The sequence below is a fragment of the Enterococcus sp. AZ020 genome (genome assembly GCF_050499205.1).
Taxonomy (GTDB): domain Bacteria; phylum Bacillota; class Bacilli; order Lactobacillales; family Enterococcaceae; genus Enterococcus_L; species Enterococcus_L dunnyi.
Map to the genome: position 1 here is coordinate 1,925,355 of NZ_JBIPAT010000001.1, position 22,367 is coordinate 1,947,721.

A 22,367-nucleotide genomic window follows, 5' to 3' on the forward strand; every position below is an offset into this window, starting at 1 on the left:
TTTTAGATATCTATTTATCCTTGGTTCGGTGGAGCTATTGGAAACAAAATAAAGGAGGTTCTTATCTTTGAAAAAGTTAAGAAAAATCGTTGCCGTTTTAGGGGTTGTTGCATGCATAACATTACTGGTAGCTTGCTCTACTAACAAGCAGACTGCCAATAGTAGTTACGAGGATTCGACCACGCCTACGCAAAATTCAACAACAGACATAGAGGAAAAAACTATTGAAAGTAGTATAGAGGAAGCTAAATATGATTATTCTGGAAAGATTATTACTTTTAAGCCTATCTCTAGGACACCAAAAAATGGTTCGGATTCAATATTAGAGTACAAATTTCTTTTGGAAGAAATAAACGCAAATTCTGGTGTATCTACGACGATTAAAGAGTTTGTAACTTATGAAGACCTAAGCCAAAGCTTAAATAAAAAGGGAGGAACCATCAGACCATATTTTGATGAAAACACTATAAGTAATCGAACATATTTTGATGCTGATTTTGACAGATTGGTTTATACAGAGTCATTTGCGGACGGTTCTGTTCACGTTGGATGGTATGATACCAATGGAAATAAAACAGACATAACAAACCAAATCAGCAATCAGGGCGGATTTTCTGATTCTGTACCTAAACACTATAACCCACGATTCGTAGGTGAAAACTTTTATTTCCTTAATGGGCTCGACACTGATAGTAAAGTAATGTATGTGCCTATAAACAATGTTTCTCTAGAAACCTTAGCCGAATTTGTAGCCCCTGAAATAGAATTTAAAGAAAAGGCCTATAGTGTTTACCCATCAATTAATGGTGGTTATACCAACTACGAAGTTTCCATTAATTCTCTAACAAATACAATAACCATTGAAGTACAATCAGAGAAGCTACTAAGCGGAGCTGAGGCAACTGGTGATTTTGTTTCTTGGCTTGATGAAACTCATTATTTAACTATTGGAGCCGAATCAAAAAATAGCGAAACTCAAGAAACAACAAGTCTATTACCAGATAACTCAAGGAAGAACGAGAGTTTAATAGCTTCCTCTGATGGTAAGGAAATCCTATTTAACTCTCGACTTGGTACAGATAAACCCGAAGCTTATATTGCTTCCATAAATGGTGGAGAGCCTCGTAGACTTGGTAGCTATCAAGATTCAAAATATGGAGATATTTCTGAAAAAAGACACTTCATTCAATGGACTGTCGAATAGCTTTAGTAGACTATGAGATAACAGGAGGAGATATTTTTGAAGAAAATGCAAAAAAGGCTGTTAGTAACAGTCTTGTTATTAGTTGGTGTTGTTTTAACTGTAGGGTGTACAAAATCATTTAGTATTGATAGTATGTGGAAAAGTTCAAACGGCACAGTGGTTTCATTCAATGAGGGCTCTGTCAGTGCTTCATTATTCGGCTTCAACGGTGGACCAGAAGGTACTTATTCTCTTTCAGAAAAAGCGGATAGTGATGGGAAATATACTTTGCATGGTTCACATATTACAGGTGGCGAAGTTGACTATCTAGTTGAAGTAAAAAGTAATAATGAAATTCTATTAACCTCAACCCCAGATTCAAGTGCTACTTTTGCTCCGAAGTCATTGTCATTAAAAAGACAATAATTTGGAGGTAAACCCTGATGGAGACTATAAAATTCATAAAAAAGACGTTTCTTATATTGATATGTGTTTATATTTTCTAACTATCTTTTTGCTAATTTTGACAACCCATACACAATGATATTAGCGATTCTGCTTTCATTTATTGGCTTAGGATATAAAGTCAAATAGACGCTTCAATTAGAAATTGAAAACTTTAAGAAATGGAGGTAACCGATGGAACAAACAACAAAATTCAGCAGACTAAAAACTAAAACCAAAATATACGTAATTATTGCTGTAACTTCTTGTCTGATTACCTTGTTTTCAGGGTTTAAGAATGCAGGGAGTATAAATTATCGGGGACACACCTATGAAGCTGGCAGTGTTTTTAGTCATGAAGAATATTCAATTTCAGGATTTGGTTCTGGGTTTGATAATAGGAATTATGGCGAAGTTGGAAAAGCTGTTTGGGGTGATCCTGAAATGCTGAATAAACAATTAAAAGATTTACGCCAACCTAATTTTATCTTTGTGGTTGTTTTCGGAGTAAGCACAGTACTATTTATGTATCTACTATGGAAAGATGAGGAAGTCTTTGATCTTTTTGTTAAATAGTTTTCAAAACAATTAAAGGAGGAATTTTTCAATGATAATTAAAATACTAATAATCTGTGTTGTTGGTGGAATTGCTATAGCTATAAATAATGCAAAGAAGAAAAAACTTACTGAATCTGGAGAAATAAAAGAACGCTCTAATCATTTTATGCGTCAGGAACACGTTTTTAATACTAATATTAAATCGTTTAAAGAACTTTATGACGTCTTAGATTTATCACCTGTCCATGCTAGAAATATAAAAATGGTTCTTCTAGAAGGTAAAGGAATCCAATTTAAATATGAGAAATTTAAAAGTGAGTTTACCGCCTATCTGATTTATGAGGATACGGGAGAGATAACTTTTTTCATTGATGAAACAAGAAATGAAATCAATCCACTTGACCCTAATGTCATATTAACGGCCGTAGAGAAAGCTGTTTTTGAACTAGATGAAAATGCGAGCATCAAGCGTGAATTAATTGATTACAAACACAAAACTAGTCTTTTTTAATTAACTAATAGAGGGTGATAATATGAAGGAAGTTTTAGTGATAGCTTTAATAATACTAATGGCACTTCTTCCAAGGATATTCGGTGTAATATCTAACAAAGGATATAACGCAGTACAAAAGAAAATGGACAAACGAGCGCAGCGGAAGGAAGATAAGAAAGGTTAAAATTTACGATTCCATTTTTTGTAAGAAGGAAAAACCCTCATTGAGCAAAAAGTTCAATGAGGGTAAAAGGTACTGGTTTCAAAATACACTATTTTTTTGACAAATGAATAATTTAACTTGCTCTACCGTTAATCCAAGAGAATAGGCTAATGATTCCTCACGGTCTAGTTTTTTCCACAAAGAATCATCTGATAGGACTTCTATACATAGCTCTTGAATCATCTCAAATTTTTCAGAGATGTCAATGACTAATTGCTCAACTTCTTCTTCGGTAAAGTTAAACAATTTTCCAATAACACCATAATCAAACCCTGAAAATGCCAATCTGCATGCGATATGTTCATTCGAGAACGGATCACTTCCAAAAGTTTCAAGTTCAACAAATTTTTTTAACGTACCGTCATTTTCAACCATTTAAATCATTCCTTCATTTTAAATTAGCCTACCCGTTGCGGAGTAGACTTCTATCCAGTCTACCTCACAACAGGTTTTAACTAACTATTAAACGTCTATGATTTACTTTTAGTAATATACCACAAAATACCATGGATGTCAACTATTCATTACATTTAGAGCTGCCATATTTTTCAATAAAAATTTTTGTTAGCTCTTTTACCCCGATATTTTCTATAGTTAGTAGACAGTCGTGACTTATGCTCAATTCTGAACAAACCTTTTTCCGTCGATCTGTTAATCGGGAGGTATCTTCATACCCTTCTCTTAAAGCATAAACAGACAACAGAACAGTTATTGTTTCATCATCTCCTAGAGCACTAATGCACTCTTTAAATAATAATTTTATTTTTGGAAATGAAGTTTCTTCACCGACTAGATTATAGAAGACATTTATCTCTTCTTTCATTCGACGCAATTTTATACCACCATCTTTTTTCAAATACTTTAAATCAGCTTCTAAATCCCAGTGAATATCTTGATACATATTCTTTCTTCTCCTTCTATCTTCTTTTTTATCATGTATTGCTATGGCACATAACTGGATTACTGAAAGAGCTGCTCCTTCAATCTCATAGCCAATTAACGGAATGATTATACATATGAAACTTATCAAAAAACTGATTATTTTAGCTTTGCTCACTTTAAACCAACCCCAAAGAATTTATTTCAATTCGGCGCCGAAGTTGATATACTTAATTTATATTATTCTTTATGTAAAATCTTTACCAAAATGGTTTTAAAAGTGTTTTGATATTTCAACGAAAGTAACAATAGAGTTTTAAATGACTTTAAGATTACTTTAATAATGATTATCAATAATGTTAATTCTAATTATGTAAAAAAGGAGAATGAAAAATATGGAAAAAAGGTTATGTTTAGGAACATTTGCAAATACAATGGAAGTGCATAGAGATAAGGAGAATCCCTGGGGCGGAAAGAAAAAGGTATACGAAATGTTAGGTAGGATGTGCGGACTAGGAGAAGATTTTGAAGTAGCTCAAACAGACGCAACACTTTACAGCCAACAGAAAAAAGAAAGAGATATTTATTTAGACGCCATCAATAGACTTTTAAGAGAAAAACAGCTAAATATTGAAAAAGAGAATGAAAAAAACGGCGTCTCAAAATTTGATAAAATACTAATAGAACAAGAAGCTAGAAAAAAAGTAATAGATGAGTTCAGTGAAATCTTTTCTGCTTCAAATAAAAATAAAGAGATTATTGTTACCTCCAAAGCCAAAAAAATATATGAAACATATATTGAAGAAAAAAAGGATTACTTAGAAATGTGTTTAGCAGATGAAGAAGTTGCTCTTCTAACTAATTACTATTCGAAAGAGGATCTCTTTGACGATACAGAAAAAGCAAGTACTTTTTTGGCAACTGTCCTTTTTGCCGTTATAAAATTTATCCCAAACCACTTAACAACCTTTAAAGGGAAGTATACGGAATACTCTTCAAAAAAAGAGAATAATAGTGAAAAAAAAGAGAGTCAAAACCAGTTTATGAATGATATGCGAGGTGAAAGAGAGCCGCAGGCCATTAGTAAAACGGGTGTCGCATTCTTAAAAAAAAATAAATTGTTAATTTTATCAACTACTTTAATTTTATGTATATTTTTACTCATCTTGATAATTTTAGTAAATATAAAAGTTCAAAATAACGCATTAGCGGATTCTATAACTTATGTCCAAAAAAAATATCAAGAAAATGAAAAAAAACAACAAGAATTAACTAAACGAAGTGAAAACAGAAATATATTGAGTGCTAGCTATTCCGTTGGTTCAGCTTATTTCATGTTAGAAAATAAAAACGCTCTTTTTTATAACGGATATTTATTCACTAAAGAAGATAAAAAAGAAAGTTTTTCTAAGTTTGGTTTCAAGCAAAACTTAGATTATTATCAAATTTTCGTTCATAAGAATAGCTCCAATGAAAACCAAGTAATACTTCTTCCTAATATATTGCAAAAAGATGCTAATGGTAATATATTAACTCCTCAACAAGGGTACTATTATTATGTGCAGAAAACGGAAGAAAAAATATACTTAACGAGCTATCGTTCTATTTATATTTTTAAGCAAACTGTCCCCGAAGCTTTTCAGACTGCATATTATACTGAAAATAATGACATTCGATTCTCAGGAATTACTTATACCAAATTTGATAATAGTAATAAAGATAACCCTTTTCGCTTTGGAAATATAGACGACTATAATGTTTATATTGAAAAAGATAGCACTTATGAAAAGCTGTGGACTAGCACTTCAGCAATTCCAGTTATTCTCACAATGAAAGGCGATTCTAGCCAAGGATGGAGATACTCCATGACTAAAAACGAAAAAGGAATATATGTAATTTCTGACCAGTCATTTTTTGAAAAGGTAGTTTTTAAAATAGCAAATTAATTACTTCTGTTATTTTTTAGTAGACACAATTGATAGATAATCGATTGTGTCTATTTTTGTATTATTCCCTAACTTTATCCATAGTTTCTCCTATATTTACATTTTCTCTTTTTTCTGTTTTATGATGATCTCAAGCAATTCGCGAATGCTTAAAATAAAAATTGAAATGAGGCTATAAAAATGAACAACCAAGAGCAAAATGATTTCTCAACTGCATTGTCACCAAGTAATTTTTCAACTGACCATATGCCAACCGCTGCGAAACGTCAAATTCACAAAGATTCATGTGAGGTGGTACGTGCCGTTGTCAGAAAGAATATGATTGAGAATGGCATGTCGCTTATCACGAATACAGCAATGAACAATATCGCTAATTTATCCATGTTAGAACAACAACTGTCTGATATAGCGCCAAATGCTGAACCGCGTCTCAAAATGATTGTAGATGAATACACGATTCGAGCCAATAATAGATTAGGAGGAAATTAACATGCACTTCGATATTATCAATGCCTTAATGTTTTTCTTTTTGACGGCTGGTGTGATTAGTACTGGAATAATTGGCTATTTGTTTATTTCCGATTTGTTCAAGAAAAATAAGCCAGTAGATGATGAACCCGAGTATACCGAAGAAGAACAATTCTATGCTTCACTACTGCAACAAAAATCTGACTTAGATGCAGACGCTTTTGCCACCCGAAGAGCTATGATGGATGAATTTTTACGTCATAAATAAAAAATGAAATATAAGCGCAACGCTCAAAGTTGCGCCTATATCCTTAAAAAGATAATTTCTACAACATGGTGTTTTAGATACCCTTAAATGGACTTTTCTCTTTAGTAGCCCTTGTCTTGTCGGTCGAAAAGTAGTCAAATTTTGCTATAGGAAAATCATTCACTCTATGGAAAAATAGGAAAGTTATTCACTAAAAAGAAAGGATTTGAAATGAATAATGACATACAAAAATCAAGGCCAAGAAAAGAAAGATGGAAAGGTCGAAAGCTTTATGAAGAAATTTTTTTCATATATTGTAATGTTCGCTGTTGGTTGTGCTTTAATCAATTACGGTATACGGCTACTGTCTGCCGTTTGGCTACCACTACTATTTTTAGGAATTTTCGTGGTTCTACTAACAGTTATCTGGCGAATCAGAAAAGCCCAGAAATGGAGAGAATAAGATGAAGCATAAGATTGATACGCTTGTTTGGCATGAGCTATTCTGGCGTCGTCCTTTTGAATTTGACGATGTTTTAGGTCTAGTCAATCATCTCGCGACAACTAAAAATCGCAAATCACTCATTTTTGAAGTTCGTGCTACTAGCGATAAAATAAGCTTTCTTTTAGGAACTGAAGCAACAGAATTTCCTAAAATTGCCAAGCTATTTCAAACACATGGAAAAATTGATTTTGGACAAGAATTAAAAGCGGGTACTTGTAAAAGAAAGCCTGTTACTGTCGCTAAGCGTCTTACTATGACTCGGCCGATACTTTCTCTCAAAACAGATAATGCCGAAGCTCTAGCGCGCACCACGCTTGCTACAATGGCACAAGTAGCTAGTGGAGATGAGATTGTTTTGCAGATTGTACTTGCTTCAAGTATTGTGCCAGAAAATCTACCGAAAAATCTGCCTGACCCTTCTGCTTCTTGGTGGCAAATCGTAGCTGGAAATGTACCCACTGCCACCAGTGAGATAAGAAGCTCCGTTAAAAATAAAGTTGGAAGTCATCGGATTAAAACAGTTATTCGACTAGGCGCATATTCTAAGGACACTACCAAAGCCCAAAGCTACATTTTAAGCTTGTTGTCTGCCCTTAAAATGCTGGAGTCTAGCGGGATAAATATGAGCATTCAACCAGAAGAACTACAAGCCATTAACCAAGCAAAAACACTTTGGCGTTACCTATTAAAGCTATCCGTTGCCGAACTTGCCAACCTTATGTTACTGCCAACTGGTGAAAGTGATTTTCAGGGAATCGAGCCACTTCATCCGAAAACTCTATTACCGCCGAAAAACTACCACAACCCGACAAAGAATATTCGAGCTTTTGGTGAAACTTTAAACGAGAATCCAGAAGACAAACGACTACTGAATATGTCTGTAGATAAGAGTTTACGCAATCTGCATACACTCATTACGGGACCTAGTGGCTCAGGCAAATCCGTAGTTTTAGAAAATTTGATTTTACAGGATTGCTCTTTGGGTGGGAGTAACGAAAAAAATAAAAAAGACAAACGTGGCGTAATCGTGATTGATCCAAAATTTAGCCTGATTGAATCAATCGTGCAGAAAATACCAGAAGACCGACTTAAAGATGTAGTTATTTGGGATATTAGTTCTAATCAACCACTAGGAATTAACGTTCTATCTTATATTGACGGAAAAAGTCCTGAACTAGTAGCGGAAACAGTATTGAGTAGCTTACGAGGAATTTTCCCTGACTTTGGCATCTTTACGGAAGAACTACTTACTTGTGGCTTGCTCACACTAGCCCGAAATAAGAATATGACATTGCTTCATTTGCCACTGATTTTTACAAATTCCGATTTTCGCCACAAATTAACTGCAAAATTAGATGATATATATTTAAAAAGCTTCTGGGCGAACTTTGAAGCACAATCCGAAAAAGACCGTAACCAACAGCTTGCCCCACTTTTAAGACGTTTAAACGTACTATTAATGCGTTCCGCGTTTCGTGGTGCTTTAGGGCAAGCGCAGCCAAAATTTAATTTAGAAGATGTATTCAAGGGGAAAATCTTACTCGTTCCACTCAACTCAGGAATGGTCGGAGATACAGTTGCAAAGCTTTGTGCTAGTTTGCTAATAAATTCAATTTGGAATATTGCTTTGCGTCGGGCCGAACTTCCAGAGGACAAGCGAGCCACTTCTCAAGTAATGCTCTATATTGACGAATTTCAACAATACATTGCGAAAAGTGGTTCAGATTTTGAAAATATGCTGGAAATGGCGAGGTCTTTAGGCTTAAACTTCATTTTCGCCCATCAGCACCTCGGACAATTAAACAAAGAATTAAGAGAATCCGTATTAAGTAATACGAAATCAAAAATAATCTTCTCACCAAGCAAAACGGACGCGAAAGTTTTTGCCGACCTCGCGCCCGAATTAACTGAGATAGATTTTATGAGCCTACCTCAATATCAAGTGTATACCACTTTAAATGAAAAGAAAATTGCTAATGTTTGGTTGAGTGGAAAAACTTTTCCACCAAAGCCAAGCATACGACTACCAGCCGAAGTTTTTGCCAGAAGTGCGGAAACTTATGGGCGAGATATTGATGAAATTGAAAAAGAATATGTGGACTTAATGAATTCAACAGAGTCACAAACTAATGAATTAAATAACGAAGAAATAGAGATGAATTTAGGTAAGAAAAAACGAAAAACTTAAGAATTACTAAGCTTTTTCGCTGACGATTCGCCCGACGACTCCCGTTAAGGAACGAGGGCTTATTAAAAGCGGAAAAACAACCAAAATACTAATTTAAGGGAGATGCCTCTATTATCTTGAATTTTCTTTAAAAATGTCAAAATAATATCTCTCCCGAGGGGGAAACCATTATGAATGAGGAAAATAAAAAAAGACGTTCTAAAAATGAACTGAAACTTATTGCAAAAAAACTGGACGAACGAGAAATGGAAATCTTAGAACATTTGCATAAAGTAAAATTTGCCACCAGTGACCAACTGCGTCGAGTGTTCTTTACTGAAAATAAAAATGAAACAGCTGGTTTACGAGCGTGTAACCGAACAACTAAACGAATGAAAGAATTAGGAATCATCGATCACCTAGCCCAACAAATCGGCGGAAAACGTGGTGGGTCATCTGGAAAAATTTGGACATTCTCTGCGAGTGGGTATAATCTGCTGAAATTAGGAAACACAAAACTAAAAGCCGGTCGTAAAAGACTGTATGAGCCTACCAGTATTTTATTTTTAGAACATATGTTGGCAATCAATGAAAGTTATACAAAATTACTAGAACTTGATCGTCAAAAGAAAATCGAATTGTTGGAAGTGCAACACGAACCGAGGTGTTGGCGAACATTCTCAGAAAGAGGTATTTCTTTTTACCTCAAACCTGATTTATTTGCCTCTCTAGTACCAGCTCATGAACGAGAATTTGAGACTGTCTATTTTCTGGAAATTGACCGAGCTACCGAAGCACCAATCAAAGTAATAAAGAAATGCAAACAATATATAAATTACTTCAATTCTGGAATTGAGCAACGACAAAATGGTGTCTTTCCGTTTGTGGTATGGATAACGCCAAACGAGAAACGATGTGAACAATTAACTCGCTATATTCATGAAAACTTACCAAAAGCAGAAATGTTATTTCGTGTAATACCAATAAAAGAATTTGACACGCTTATTCGCGGTATGAAAAAACAACAGGAGGACGAATAAAATGACCTATAAAATCATTCACAAAAATTGCTTGGATGCAATGAAAGACATGGAAAGTAAAAGCATTGATCTAATGGTAACATCGCCACCTTATTTTAACGCACGAGAATATAGTCAGTGGGAAAATTTAGAAGCGTATCTATTTGACATGAAACAGATTTTCTCAGAAGTGTTCCGAATAATAAAAGCAGATAAAAGCATTGTAGTGAATATCGGAGATGTTTTGGGAAGAACCAATAAAACTCCTGCTAGTCGGCGTCGAATCCCTCTTGGAGCGTATTTTATTACTATGTTAGAACAAATCGGCTTCACGCTTCAGGAAGATTTCATTTGGTATAAAGGCGAAGTTCATTCTAAACGACATTTAGCGGGCAAACCTTATCCATACCAAAAACACCCAATTAATTGCTATGAACATATTTTAGTATTTTCTAAACAACCGACAGAAGAAAAACAACGATTAGAATGTCCAAAATGCAAGAATCCCAAATCCTATCGAAAAGGTAAATCAAGTGGCGTTCAACTATATGAATGTCGCAATAAATCGTGTAAAAAGCCTAGCAATAAAGGGTACTATACATTTTCAAGAAAAAGCCAACTAAGAGAACGATACGAAAAACCAGAAAACAAAATTGATAAAGATACCTTAGCTCTATGGCGTAAAGATGTTGCACGTTTTCCAGCGACCATGGATTATCGTAAAAGCAAACACAATCAAAATGGACATACTGCTCCTTTTCCTGAAAAAATTCCAGAAATGGCGATTAAATTTTACTCTGGTGTTGGCGATATAGTTTTAGACATCTTTTCAGGTTCGGCAACAACAGGCGTTGTTGCTTTGAAACTGGACCGAAAATATATTGGTATGGAAATTCATAAAGAGTATGTGGAGCTATCCGAGGCGCGGTTAGAGGCAACTAAAAAGCAATTAATAGAAAGTGAAGGTGTTTAAAAACGAAAACCAAGAAAAGCAATATACGCCAGAAAGAACCTTAAAAATTGGTAATACTGTTTTCATCTTATCAACTAACTTTACTCCATCTGAAAGGAATAAACAAAATCTATTAAAAGCCATAAAACGCCTAATAGAAAACTATGAAATAAGACAGTAAAACCTTGAAATAATGGGCTTTTCTCCTCTGTTATTTCCTCATCCTCTGATATAATAGAAGATGTAAAAGCTCATCATTTCACTGAAGTTAGGAGTGATAGAGATGAAAACAGCAAATAGACCTTTGACATCAATAAATAGTTCTGAACTTTCAAGTAATTTAACGGATATTACAGTGCTTTATGCCAGACTTTCGCAAGATGATGGCAGTTTAGGCGATTCTAACAGTATTATCAATCAGAAAAATATGTTAGAAACATTCGCTCAAGATAGTGGCATGAAAAACCTTGTTTTCTTCGTGGATGATGGTATTTCTGGAACGACTTTCAAACGACCAGCTTTTGAACAAGCGATTGAGCTAGTCAATAAAGGACGAGTTAAAAACTTTATCGTGAAAGACTTATCCCGTTTTGGGCGTGATTATCTAAAAGTTGGTATGTTTACAGAGATGATGTTTCCTGAAAAAGACGTCCGTTTTATCGCCATCAATGATAATGTAGACAGCAATAATGAAGATGATAACACCCTCGCCCCGTTTCGCAATATGTTCAATGAGTGGTATGCTCGTGACTGTAGCAAGAAGATAAAAGCCGTCAAACATGCCAAAGGCAATGCAGGCGAAAAGATGTGCGCCAATCCTCCGTATGGATACTTCAAAGACCCAGAAAATAAGAAAAAATGGATTGTAGATGACACGGCCTCTAAAATTGTGAAGCGAATTTTTAGTGACTACAAAAAAGGTTTTAGTCTAACGCAAATAGCTAAACAATTGAGACAAGAGCAAATTTTAACACCGAGTTGTTACAAGAACAGCCTAGGGATTAAAGCTAGAAAAATTAGGCATGCTGATCCTTATTTTTGGAATGTAGACATAGTAGGAAAAATCTTAGCACGACAAGAATATTGCGGACATACAGTTAACTTCAAGACTTACAAGAAATCGTATAAAACCAAGAAACTGTTATTCAATTCAGATGAAAAACGGAAAGTTTTTTATGATACTCATGAGGCAATTATTGACCAAGAAACATTTGACCTTGTGCAAACAATGCGTAAAGCTGGACGAAGACGGCGAACAAAACATAATAAAGTCGGTTTGTTTTCTGGGATAGCTTATTGTGTAGATTGTGGCTCTCGTCATCTATTTAGCGCTGGTCAAGATTATTATGCCTGTGCAGGTTCAAAATCTAGACTCATTGATTGTAATAATGCTCATGGAATTAGCGAGAAGAAACTAACCCAGCTTGTCTTAAATGACTTTAATCACATTTCACAATTTGTGGTGAATCATGAGAAAAAGTTTGTGGAAAATATGAAAAAGCAATTTGAACTAAGTAATGCTAAAGCTATGCTGCAAGACAAACAAGCGCTAGAAAAAGCTAAAGTCCGTTTTTCTGAATTGGACAACATTATCCAGAAGCTTTACGAGGATAATTTAAACGGGAAAATTTCAGACGACCGCTTTATGAAGTTAAGTGAAAATTATGAGAAAGAACAAACAGAACTAAAATTGCTTATCGAAAAAGCTAACCAGCGACTCGATGAACAGACAAAACAAAGTAAAGATATTTCACAGTTTGTGGGTATCGTCAAGAAATATTTTGAACCAAAAGAACTCACACCAGAGATGATGCGAGAGCTGATTGGAAAAATCGAACTTGGACAACCTGAAAAGATTGACGGTGTGCGCAAACAAACTGTGAAAATTCGTTACAGATTTGTGGATGAACTAACAATTTAGATAAATGAAACAGCAACAAACCCTTTGTACATAGCGGGTCCAAGCTTGTAAGGGGTTTTGTTGCTTTACGGAAGATGCTATAATAAAGAAAACAATAAAAACAGGAAGTGTAAACATGAAAAAAGCAAATCGTCAACGCTTGATCAAACAATTGATCACTGAAAAAGAAATAGAAACTCAGGATGAGTTGATCGCACTTCTTGAACAATCAGGAGTTAAAGCAACTCAGGCGACCGTTTCAAGAGATGTTCGTGAAATGAGTATCGTAAAAACGCATGGCTCAGATGGTCGTGTGAAATATGCGATTTTTTCTCAAAGCCAACCATCCAGTAGCGAAGAAAAACTAAAGGAATCAGTCAAAGACTCTGTGATCCGTATGGAGCGTGTACAGTTTATGGTCATTGTTCACACGGACATGGGCGCGGCGGATGTTGTCACTAATTTTCTTGACGAAGTAAAGTATGATGAGATTGCAGGAACAGTCGCAGGTGTAGATACGATTATTATTATTGCACGTTCAGAAGCAGATGCTAAAGCAGTAGTTGAACGTTTTGAAAGCATGATGAATTAATATTGACCAATGAAAAATGAAGGGAGATTTGGTTACATGGGATTGAAAGCGTTACAAAATGGTTCGGACATTAGAGGGATTGCTGTCGATCATGAGGATAAGAAAGCGAATTTGACACCTGAACAGGTTGGGGAAATCGCTGTTGGAATCGTTCGATGGCTATGTGAAGAGAAGCAATTAGCTGAAAAGCATCAAGCAGGAGATTTAAAAATCGGGATCGGCCATGATAGTCGAATTTCAGCAGATAGCTTGAAGCAGGCACTGATCGATAGTTTTGTAAACCAGCAGGTGGATGTTTTGGACTTTGGTTTAGCGACGACACCAGCAATGTTTATGACGACACAATTTCCTCAGTATGATTGCGATGCTTCTATCATGATTACAGCAAGCCATCTACCTTATTATTTCAATGGATTAAAGTTGTTCACAAAATCAGGTGGAGCCGAAAAAACGGATATAGCGTATATCCTTTCACACACTGACCCTTTAGAGACGACCGGAAAAGGAAATGTGATGAGCGCGGACATCATCGATGATTATTCTGCAGATTTAACTGAGAAGATTCGTAAGGGAATGAAAACAGAGGCTGAGAAACCATTGACTGGTTTTCGTATCATTGTAGATGCTGGAAATGGAGCAGGAGGTTTCTTTGCGGAAAAAGTACTTCAAGTGCTGGGAGCGGATACGACAGGTTCACAATTTCTAGAACCGGATGGCATGTTTCCAAATCACATCCCAAATCCTGACAATAAAGAAGCAATGGCAAGTATTCAGCAAGCAGTACTTCAAAATAAAGCTGATCTAGGCGTGATTTTTGATACAGATGTCGATCGTTCAGCGCTAGTAGATGCCTCTGGTGAGGTGATCAATCGAAATAATTTGATTGCTGTTTTGGCAACCATTGTATTGGATGAATACCAAGGAAGCAGTATTGTCACTAATTCACCTACTTCTAGTCATTTAAAAGATTTTATTGAAGCAAAGGGCGGCAAGCAAGTTCGTTATATTTCAGGCTATCGAAATGTGATCAATAAAATGATTGAACTGAATAATAAAGGGATTGAAACACCATTGGCGATAGAGACGAGTGGTCATGCGGCGTTCAAGGAAAATTATTTTCTTGATGATGGAGCCTATGTCATTGCCAAAATCTTGATGCTTTTGCCGAAATTAAAAGCTCAAAATGAAACATTGGGTGAGTTGATCGAATCATTAAAACAGCCTCTTGAAACACAAGAGCTGCGTTTTGAAATAATGGCAAACGATGTAAAAGGATACGGGAATCAAGTGATTCAAGAGTTGGAGGCTTTTGTGACTAGTCATGAGGGAATGACCATAGACCCAGAAAATGAAGAAGGCATCCGTGTCAATGTATTTGATGATTATGGCTCAGGCTGGTTATTATTGCGAATGAGTCTACACGAGCCTTTATTAGTGCTTCAAGTCGAAAATGACGAAAAAGAAAAGAATCAAAAAGTACTAGAGACACTAAATGAATTCTTTAGAAAATATACTGAATTGGATTTAACAAAGCTTACTCAGTTTTTGGGAGAATAATAAATAGTCGGGAAAAGAGCAGCCTCTTTTTCCGACTATTTTTAAATAAACGTAGTTAAAAAAATTATTTTGTGTTCTCTTTTTTCTTCCTGTAAACATAACCTAAGCCAAGACCAACGACCGCTGCCAAAATAAATAAAAGATCGCTCATATTTCTACCCCTCTCCTTTTGCAACCTTTAGTGTAACACAAAGAAGAGAAGGGGGCAGGTAAAGCTTAAGTAAAGATTACTCGATACCAGGTTCAGCTGTAGCAACTATTGTTTCACCACTAAACGGATGGACAAGATGAAGCTCATAAGCATGAAGCATCAAGCGGCCTTTCGGTTTGGGATGATAGAGTGGATCGCCAATGATAGGATGCCCGATACTCTGTAAATGAACTCTGATTTGATGTGTTCGACCGGTTTCTAATACGCAATAAATCAACGTTTGATTTTTTTCTTTTGAGTAGGAAACAGCTTCTACATGAGTGATCGCTACATCTCCTTTATGTTCATCAATCACTCGTTTGCGTCGATCGTGTCGATTTCGCCCAATTTTTTTACGAATAGTGAAGGATGTTTCTTTAAGAGCACCAGAAACGATTGCTTGATAGCGACGGTAAATCTCTTTTTTTTCCAGTAGCCTTCCTAAGATAGGCAGTACAAATGGGTTTTTTGCAAAAAGAATTGCCCCGCTGGTTTCTTTATCTAAACGATGAACAACATATGGCACTTGATTTTTGGGCGCTAGATAAGCTGCTAAATGATTTAAAAGTGTCTCTTGTTCATTTGGCTGATTAGGATGAGTTTTCATACCGGCGGGCTTATTTAAAATAATCAGGTGCTCATCTTCAAAAAGGACATGTACGTTAGCCGGATTGCCGAGTCGTAATTTTGGCATGGGATAGTCATCTGCTTCGAAGTTCAGCGTGATTTTGTCACCTGCTTTGGCTGTAAAATGAAATAATGCCGGCTTGTCATTGATCGACACATTTTTTCTGATACGTAGAAAATGGCGCACCTTGCGAGGAACTAGCCATTCTTGTTCAAGTAGTTCTCTGATGGTCTGTTCTTTGAATGTTTCAGGTAATAGGATGGATAATTCCATAATTTTTCCGCCTTTTCACTAGAGTCAATCCTAGTTTAACAAATGCCGGCAGAAGTTCAAGCGATTCTTTTATTTTTGGGTGAATGGGCAAAGTTAACTTAACCCAGTAGGTAGCGAAAATTGGGACAGAATCGATCGGTAAGGAAATTTTAAGGAAAAAAAGAACCCGCCCTTTGGGGAAGGACGGGAAAGGAGTTAAAAATGAAAAAGTGTTTTGTTAGGGTTGTTTGTTGGTATGTGTATATAATACAAAGCAAATATGAATTTTTTGTGTGCTAAATTATTTAAAACTGTAAACTTTTTCTAAAGTAGTCTTTAAATGTTGAACAGAATTAGTTTTTCATCGTATTGATCAAACGTTTGGTCCAGCTAAAATCAGTTTTTGTGATAGTATCATCGCCGAATAGTTTGCCATCACGGTCGATAGCATACACAAACATTCCGCCTTTTTGACCATCCTTAGGGTTCCAAACAGCATAAGAATAAGCACGGCTCGTTTCATAAGGATCGATCGTATCATTCCAGCGGTTTCGGTCTTGTTCCTCTGGGAAAGAAACGCCAGGCAGAAATTGTTTTGTGTTGATGGATGTCTTATATGTATCCCAAGTACGGTCTAAAGAAGTAGTTGAACGACCATAGGCTTGAAGAAAGAGATAATCACAATAAGGAGCTACTTTTTTAAATAAAGAATGGTTATCTTTATTCGTATCATAAATCAATAGTTTTCCAGTGTTTGATAAGGGTCCTAATTTGTTTGAAAGAGCTTTGAATGTCCCAGCTGCCATTTCTTCTTGCACAGCGGTCAAAGTCGATTCCATATCAACATCCAATCCATCCAAATCCCAAGGCGTTAGATAGGTATCGATCAATTGCTGTGCATAAGAATCATATTCAGCGAGCGTTGGTTTGGTTCCTGTATGAGGAACATTCCATAACTCTCGAATATCGATCGTGCGTATGACGCGCGTCCCTCTAGCATGAAGTGTAGGGACATATGTGTCCTTTAGTGTGTCCCAAAATTTTTGCTGATCTGTTCCAGGATTGACATAATGAAAAATGGAAACAATATCGACACCTTCAGGAATGTCCGTCATGGCAGTGACATTTTCATCGGGTAAATTAGAATTTGCATCATGCGGCATAGTTACGTCTCGCCATGTGCGGTAATAAGCCATCATGATAGGATCAGGTTGTGCCTGTGCATTAGCTGAATTGGGAAGTAAATTAGACCATAATAAGAGCAACGTAGCAACAAATAAAACCTTGAATGATTTAGACATAAAGACATCTCCTCTTTTTTTCATTAGTAAGCGCTTTCTTTTTTGGCACTTTAATACAAAAAAATTGTAGCATAAACAGTAAAGATACCATAGCAGGATGGTTTAAAATAAGTGAACTAGTAAGTATTTTCATTTAGGATAGGACTTTTTTGAAAAAAATACAAAAAAGACCTGCCTTTGGGGAAGGCAGGAAAAGGAGTTAAAAATGAAAAAAGTGTTTGTTAGGGTTGTTTGTTGGTATACTTATATAATAGACAGGAAATATGAATTTTTATTGCCTCAAGTGTTCAAAAAGTGAGAACTTTTCATGATAAACGATAGAAAAATGCGTAAATGAAGCAAAATAGGGATTTCTTGAGGTATTCTTAAGCTTTTCTACATAAATTCAAAAGAAAAGCATGTTAAAATAGGCAGAACGAAATTTGTATGCCTTTATTCATGCTAAAGCCGTATGAATAAGTGTATCTTTCTATGTTAAAATGGCTTAGAAACTTTTATATAAAGAGGGAGTACTATGGATTTTAAAACAATTATGGCAAAAATTGCGGCAGGGTTCAAACGTTTCTGGATATGGATCAAACCGTACCTCAGTCGTTTTCATCATTGGCGTAAACGAATTTGGAAAAAATACCAGATCAATAAAATTATTTTATTGTTAGGTTTGGTCGTTGTATTAGTGACCAGTATTTATTTGTTTACTCTAGCCAAATCAGCGAATGTCGGAGCCTTAAAAAAGGGGTTAGAAGAGTCCACCGTTATTTATGATAAGAATAATGACGAAGCCGGTAAGCTTTTCGGTCAAAAAGGAACCTTTGTCACGATCGATCAAATTTCTCCTTACGTCAAAGACGCCTTGATCTCAACAGAGGACCGTAATTTTGAAACGCACCATGGCTATGACATCAAAGGACTTTTGCGGGCGGTCGTAGGAAAATTAAGCTTTGGGAAAATCGGCGGAGGTGGCGGAGGAAGTACCATCACCCAGCAATTAGCCAAAAATGCTTACCTGACCCAAGAGCAAACGATGACTCGTAAAGCAAGAGAACTATTCTTAGCGATCGAAATCGAGAAAAAATATGATAAACAGCAAATTTTAGAAATGTATCTGAACAATTCTTACTTCGGAAACGGGGTATGGGGGATCGAAGATGCTTCTCATCGATATTTTGGTGTCAGCGCCAGTGAATTGAGTGTTGGTCAAGCAGCAACACTTGTTGGGATGTTGAAAGGACCAGGGATCTACAATCCGATCGACTATATGGAAAATGCTGTCAATCGTCGTAACACTGTTTTACAATTGATGGTCGATAACGGCAAATTGTCCCAAGGTGAAGCAGATGCACAGGAAAATACAGAAATTGCATTGGCTGATAATTATTCTGATGTAAATTCAGACTATCGTTATCCGTACTATTTTGATGCGGTCATTGACGAAGCTGTTAATAAGTATGGACTAAAAGAAGAAGATCTGTTGAATAGGGGCTACCAAATCTACACAGCGTTGGATCAAAACTATCAAAAAGCGATGCAGCAAACGTATGAAAATGATGCATTATTTCCGCCAAATGCAGAGGATGGCGCAATGGTTCAAAGCGGATCAGTGGCATTAGATCCAAAAACAGGCGGCGTACAGGGTGTTGTTGGTGGACGCGGTGAGCATGTCTATCGCGGATTCAACTTTGCCACTCAAACAAAACGTTCACCAGGCTCTTCATTGAAACCTATTTCAGTGTATACACCAGCATTAGAGTCTGGAATGAAGCCGAATGCGATTTTAGAGGATAAGCCGCAAGATTATTATCCAGCAGAAAACTACAGCCGGACATTTAGCGGTGAAGTACCGATGTATCAGGCTTTAGGTGAGAGTTTGAACTTACCTGCTGTTTGGACACTGCATAAAATCGGGTTAGATAAAGGATATGAAAAAACAGAAAAATTTGGGATTCCTTTAGCTAAAGAAGATAAGTATTACGGATTAGCATTAGGTGGATTGAAAACAGGAGTATCACCACTGACGATGGCTAATGCGTATAGTGCTTTTGCAAGTGAAGGCGTTCAGCATGAAGCCCACTTGATTACAAAAATCATTGATTCTACGGGTGCAGTGATCGTAGACAACACAAGTACGAAATCAAAACAAATCATCACAAAAGATATCGCGAATCAAATGACGAGTATGCTTTTAGGTGTATTTAGCTCTGGAACAGGGATCAATGCCGATCCCGCAGGCTACGTAATGGCAGGAAAAACAGGAACGACTGAAACAAACTTCGATACGAATAAAACCAATGACCAATGGGTTGTCGGCTACACACCGGATGTTGTTCTTGCAACATGGCTAGGCTTTGAGCAAACGAGTGAAAATCACTATCTAGAAGGCAGCAGTGCCACTCACGCTTCGACAGTATTTAGTAGTCAGGCACAGGGCATCTTGCCTTATACAGCACAAACGCCGTTTACTATCGCGGATGCATATGCAACTGGCGGAGTCATGCAAGCAGCTGGAGAAGTCCCAGCTGTAAATCAAGACGATTGGCAGGATAGCATGAAAGAAATCGGCGGTCAGGTCAAAGAAGGAGCCAAAGATGTCGGCGGGAAAATCAAAGAAGGCTGGGAGAAAGCGAAGACTGGCTTAAAAGATTTATTTGGCGGTTTGACAGGAGAATAATCGGTTTCAAAACGAATCAAACAATGGTACAATCAAAGGGAAGAATTTTGTAGAAATGAGGGAACGTACATGAGCAATATTTATGATACAGCCAATCAAGTAGAACGCGAAATCCGTGAATTAGCAGAATTTAAAGCATTAGAAGGAGCCTATGATGCAGTAAAAGCAGATGAGGAAGCCTACAAGCTATTCAAAGAATTCCAAACTTTCCAACAAGGATTACAAGAAAAACAAATGCGTGGAGAAGAATTCACAGACGAAGATGCAGAAAAAGCACAAGCATTAGCAACAGAAGTACAAAAAGCTGAAGTGATCAATGAATTGATGCAAAAAGAACAAGCTTTCAGCTTGATCGTCAATGATTTGAACCGCATCATCATGACACCGATTCGCGATTTATATAACGATTAATAGAGAATAAAATGAAACTTCAAAGAAGTAGTTTGTTACTTTCTTTGAAGTTTTTTTGTTTGTAATGAAAATAGTTGTCAGAAAGAATCCTTTTAGTGAAAGGGATTCTTTTTTTTTGCAAAAATTAAGATAAATAAAAAATATTTGAAACAAATATAAAATATTATAATTAGTGAAGTTTTTCAATAATATCTTTTTGGAGTGAAAAACGAGAAATAAAAAAGAAACATAAAAGTATATCATTAGACTATAAATAAAAAGAAATGAGGTGAGGAAGTGAGATTGTTCTTGGACGAAATATATGATCGAAGATTAAAAGTGCTGAACGTCATCAATAACAGCGGAGAAATAAAAAGTATAAAAGAGATAGCAAAGGCTACGAATTTAGCAAATCGAACAGTCTCAATGATCATTAAGCAATTTGAACAAGAATTGGATGTTCCCGATACAGTATTTAAAGTCGAGTATGTAAATAAAACAATCAAAAGTGTCTCTGCAAACAATCTTGATTTAAGCAGCATTGGGAGGAGTTACTTGCTGCAATCAACGATGTATAAGGTGATCAAGCATATTTTTCTCTATGACAAACTGGATGTAAATAAATTTTGTGAAGCTGAATTTATTAGCGCCCCCACTTTTTCGAGACATAGGCAACGATTGAAAAAAATCTTACAAGAATGTGGATTAGATTTATCAAGAGAAAATCGGATCATTGGAGATGAATTTAGGATCAGAAACTTTTTTTTTCTCTTCTTTTCAAATGCGTCTAATGTTTGGGAGTTTGCAGCTCAAGATTACTTAGAAATCGAACATTATTTCTCCACACGTCTTCCTCAATGGAAAGACATGAATAGTTTAAAACGATTGAAGTTTATTTTGATCATCTACATAAGTGTCACCCGATCAAGAAAAAAGAATTTTGCTAAAAACAAAGTCTTGATCGATTCCTTAGTAAAACATGAACATCTAGAAAGTACATCTCTCATGCTGAATTATTTTTCATCTGGAAAAAGTAAGACAGCTGAGCAGGTGAAAGGAGAAGTTAGTGCAACGTTGTTCTTTTTATATAAGGAACAAATGATTCTTGAGAACATGGAGTTGAAAAGTTATGAAGATTATTTTTTAGAAGAGCATTTTCTTTTTGTATCAGAAAGCAATAAGTTGACAACGAAGCTTTTAGATGAGTTTTTTGAAGGAAATAAATGTGATGACTTATTTTTAAGTGTAAGAAGGGAGATAGATCTATTTTTTTTAGTGCTAGAGATTTGTTTTATCGATTATAAGATTTTCTATTATGTATATGATGCAAAAAGGTTTTATTATGCAGATTCTGTTGAACAGAAGATGAAGGAGAAGCTTACAATCATATTTAATGAAATGGCTCTTTTTTCGAATAAGAGATTAAAAGGGTTCAAACAAGAAGATCTATTAGATTATATGTATTTAGCGATTTATTCATTGCAAGCGCAATTCAAAGTGACCTCCTACGAACCAGTTACAGTATTTATTCAAAATACCAAGAACTTTGTTCGGGAGATCATTCAGGAAAAAATAAGTCCGCTTTTTGGAGATCGAATCAAGTGTGTAGATTTATTGACACCACAAGTAGATATCGTTGTAACGGATGTCAAACTGACGAATGAAGAGCATAAAGCGCATCAAGTCTATGTTATGACATTTTCAGATCATGATGATATTTCATTTTTGATTGAGCAAATCCAAAACAAAGTGCTGGAAAAATACAATAAAAGAAAAATGCATTTACAAAAATTAGAAGTCTAATG

The 22,367-nt window shown here is 35.8% G+C and carries 20 protein-coding genes; 16 read left to right on the forward strand and 4 right to left on the reverse strand.

Annotated features, from left to right (window positions below):
• Nucleotides 1–67: 67 nt before the first annotated feature.
• The 4 genes from IGI58_RS09355 to IGI58_RS09370 all read left to right on the forward strand — a co-directional run bounded on the left by IGI58_RS09355 (nucleotide 68) and on the right by IGI58_RS09370 (nucleotide 2,696).
• Nucleotides 68–1,204, forward strand: a complete 1,137-nt coding sequence (locus IGI58_RS09355; protein WP_429953653.1) for a hypothetical protein — start codon at nucleotides 68–70, stop codon at nucleotides 1,202–1,204.
• Nucleotides 1,205–1,240: 36 nt separating this feature from the next.
• On the forward strand, nucleotides 1,241–1,609 hold the full coding sequence (locus tag IGI58_RS09360) for a hypothetical protein (RefSeq protein ID WP_429953651.1): 369 nt from the start codon (nucleotides 1,241–1,243) through the stop codon (nucleotides 1,607–1,609).
• Nucleotides 1,610–1,822: 213 nt separating this feature from the next.
• Nucleotides 1,823–2,203 carry a hypothetical protein gene (locus IGI58_RS09365; protein ID WP_429953650.1) on the forward strand — a complete coding sequence of 127 codons (381 nt, stop codon included), beginning with the start codon at nucleotides 1,823–1,825 and terminating at the stop codon, nucleotides 2,201–2,203.
• Nucleotides 2,204–2,234: 31 nt separating this feature from the next.
• Nucleotides 2,235–2,696 carry a hypothetical protein gene (locus IGI58_RS09370; protein ID WP_429953649.1) on the forward strand — a complete coding sequence of 154 codons (462 nt, stop codon included), beginning with the start codon at nucleotides 2,235–2,237 and terminating at the stop codon, nucleotides 2,694–2,696.
• Nucleotides 2,697–2,940: 244 nt separating this feature from the next.
• Here IGI58_RS09370 and IGI58_RS09375 read toward each other — a convergent pair whose 3' ends face one another.
• The gene (locus IGI58_RS09375) at nucleotides 2,941–3,276 is read right to left on the reverse strand and encodes a hypothetical protein (protein ID WP_429953647.1); all 336 of its coding nucleotides are present in this window, start codon (nucleotides 3,274–3,276) and stop codon (nucleotides 2,941–2,943) included.
• Between the two features lie 142 nt (nucleotides 3,277–3,418).
• A complete protein-coding gene (locus IGI58_RS09380; RefSeq protein WP_429953646.1) occupies nucleotides 3,419–3,958 on the reverse strand; it encodes a hypothetical protein in 540 nt (179 codons plus the stop codon).
• Nucleotides 3,959–4,175: 217 nt separating this feature from the next.
• Between IGI58_RS09380 and IGI58_RS09385 the strand changes: the two genes are divergently transcribed.
• The 9 genes from IGI58_RS09385 to IGI58_RS09425 all read left to right on the forward strand — a co-directional run bounded on the left by IGI58_RS09385 (nucleotide 4,176) and on the right by IGI58_RS09425 (nucleotide 15,133).
• Nucleotides 4,176–5,726 carry a hypothetical protein gene (locus IGI58_RS09385; RefSeq protein ID WP_429953645.1) on the forward strand — a complete coding sequence of 517 codons (1,551 nt, stop codon included), beginning with the start codon at nucleotides 4,176–4,178 and terminating at the stop codon, nucleotides 5,724–5,726.
• A gap of 180 nt (nucleotides 5,727–5,906) precedes the next feature.
• Nucleotides 5,907–6,215, forward strand: coding sequence for a hypothetical protein (locus IGI58_RS09390; protein WP_429953644.1), 309 nt, complete (start codon nucleotides 5,907–5,909; stop codon nucleotides 6,213–6,215).
• 1 nt (nucleotide 6,216) lies between these two features.
• The gene (locus IGI58_RS09395; RefSeq protein WP_429953643.1) at nucleotides 6,217–6,462 is read left to right on the forward strand and encodes a hypothetical protein; all 246 of its coding nucleotides are present in this window, start codon (nucleotides 6,217–6,219) and stop codon (nucleotides 6,460–6,462) included.
• A gap of 443 nt (nucleotides 6,463–6,905) precedes the next feature.
• Complete coding sequence (locus IGI58_RS09400; RefSeq protein ID WP_429953642.1) at nucleotides 6,906–9,134, forward strand: type IV secretory system conjugative DNA transfer family protein; 2,229 nt, start codon at nucleotides 6,906–6,908, stop codon at nucleotides 9,132–9,134.
• Between the two features lie 170 nt (nucleotides 9,135–9,304).
• Complete coding sequence (locus IGI58_RS09405; RefSeq protein WP_429953641.1) at nucleotides 9,305–10,153, forward strand: replication-relaxation family protein; 849 nt, start codon at nucleotides 9,305–9,307, stop codon at nucleotides 10,151–10,153.
• Between the two features lies 1 nt (nucleotide 10,154).
• A complete protein-coding gene (locus tag IGI58_RS09410) occupies nucleotides 10,155–11,105 on the forward strand; it encodes a DNA-methyltransferase (RefSeq protein WP_429953640.1) in 951 nt (316 codons plus the stop codon).
• Nucleotides 11,106–11,367: 262 nt separating this feature from the next.
• Complete coding sequence (locus tag IGI58_RS09415) at nucleotides 11,368–13,005, forward strand: recombinase family protein (protein WP_429953639.1); 1,638 nt, start codon at nucleotides 11,368–11,370, stop codon at nucleotides 13,003–13,005.
• Nucleotides 13,006–13,120: 115 nt separating this feature from the next.
• Nucleotides 13,121–13,576 carry an arginine repressor gene (argR, locus tag IGI58_RS09420; RefSeq protein ID WP_429953638.1) on the forward strand — a complete coding sequence of 152 codons (456 nt, stop codon included), beginning with the start codon at nucleotides 13,121–13,123 and terminating at the stop codon, nucleotides 13,574–13,576.
• 36 nt (nucleotides 13,577–13,612) lie between these two features.
• Nucleotides 13,613–15,133, forward strand: coding sequence for a phosphomannomutase/phosphoglucomutase (locus IGI58_RS09425; protein WP_429953637.1), 1,521 nt, complete (start codon nucleotides 13,613–13,615; stop codon nucleotides 15,131–15,133).
• A 227-nt stretch (nucleotides 15,134–15,360) separates the two neighbouring features.
• On the opposite strand, the gene IGI58_RS09430 is transcribed toward IGI58_RS09425, so the two are convergent.
• Nucleotides 15,361–16,224: an RluA family pseudouridine synthase gene (locus tag IGI58_RS09430; protein ID WP_429953636.1), complete on the reverse strand. Its 864-nt coding sequence runs from the start codon at nucleotides 16,222–16,224 to the stop codon at nucleotides 15,361–15,363.
• Between the two features lie 332 nt (nucleotides 16,225–16,556).
• Entirely contained in the window at nucleotides 16,557–17,504 is a 948-nt protein-coding gene (locus IGI58_RS09435) for an endo-beta-N-acetylglucosaminidase family protein (protein WP_429953635.1), read from the reverse strand.
• 514 nt (nucleotides 17,505–18,018) lie between these two features.
• Between IGI58_RS09435 and IGI58_RS09440 the strand changes: the two genes are divergently transcribed.
• The 3 genes from IGI58_RS09440 (at nucleotide 18,019) to IGI58_RS09450 (ending at nucleotide 22,365) form a co-directional block, all read left to right on the forward strand.
• A complete protein-coding gene (locus tag IGI58_RS09440; RefSeq protein ID WP_429953634.1) occupies nucleotides 18,019–20,172 on the forward strand; it encodes a PBP1A family penicillin-binding protein in 2,154 nt (717 codons plus the stop codon).
• 69 nt (nucleotides 20,173–20,241) lie between these two features.
• Nucleotides 20,242–20,583 (forward strand): YlbF family regulator, encoded by a 342-nt coding sequence (locus tag IGI58_RS09445; protein WP_087640640.1) that lies wholly within the window; start codon nucleotides 20,242–20,244, stop codon nucleotides 20,581–20,583.
• 288 nt (nucleotides 20,584–20,871) lie between these two features.
• Nucleotides 20,872–22,365 (forward strand): helix-turn-helix domain-containing protein, encoded by a 1,494-nt coding sequence (locus IGI58_RS09450; RefSeq protein WP_429953633.1) that lies wholly within the window; start codon nucleotides 20,872–20,874, stop codon nucleotides 22,363–22,365.
• Nucleotides 22,366–22,367: the final 2 nt, after the last annotated feature.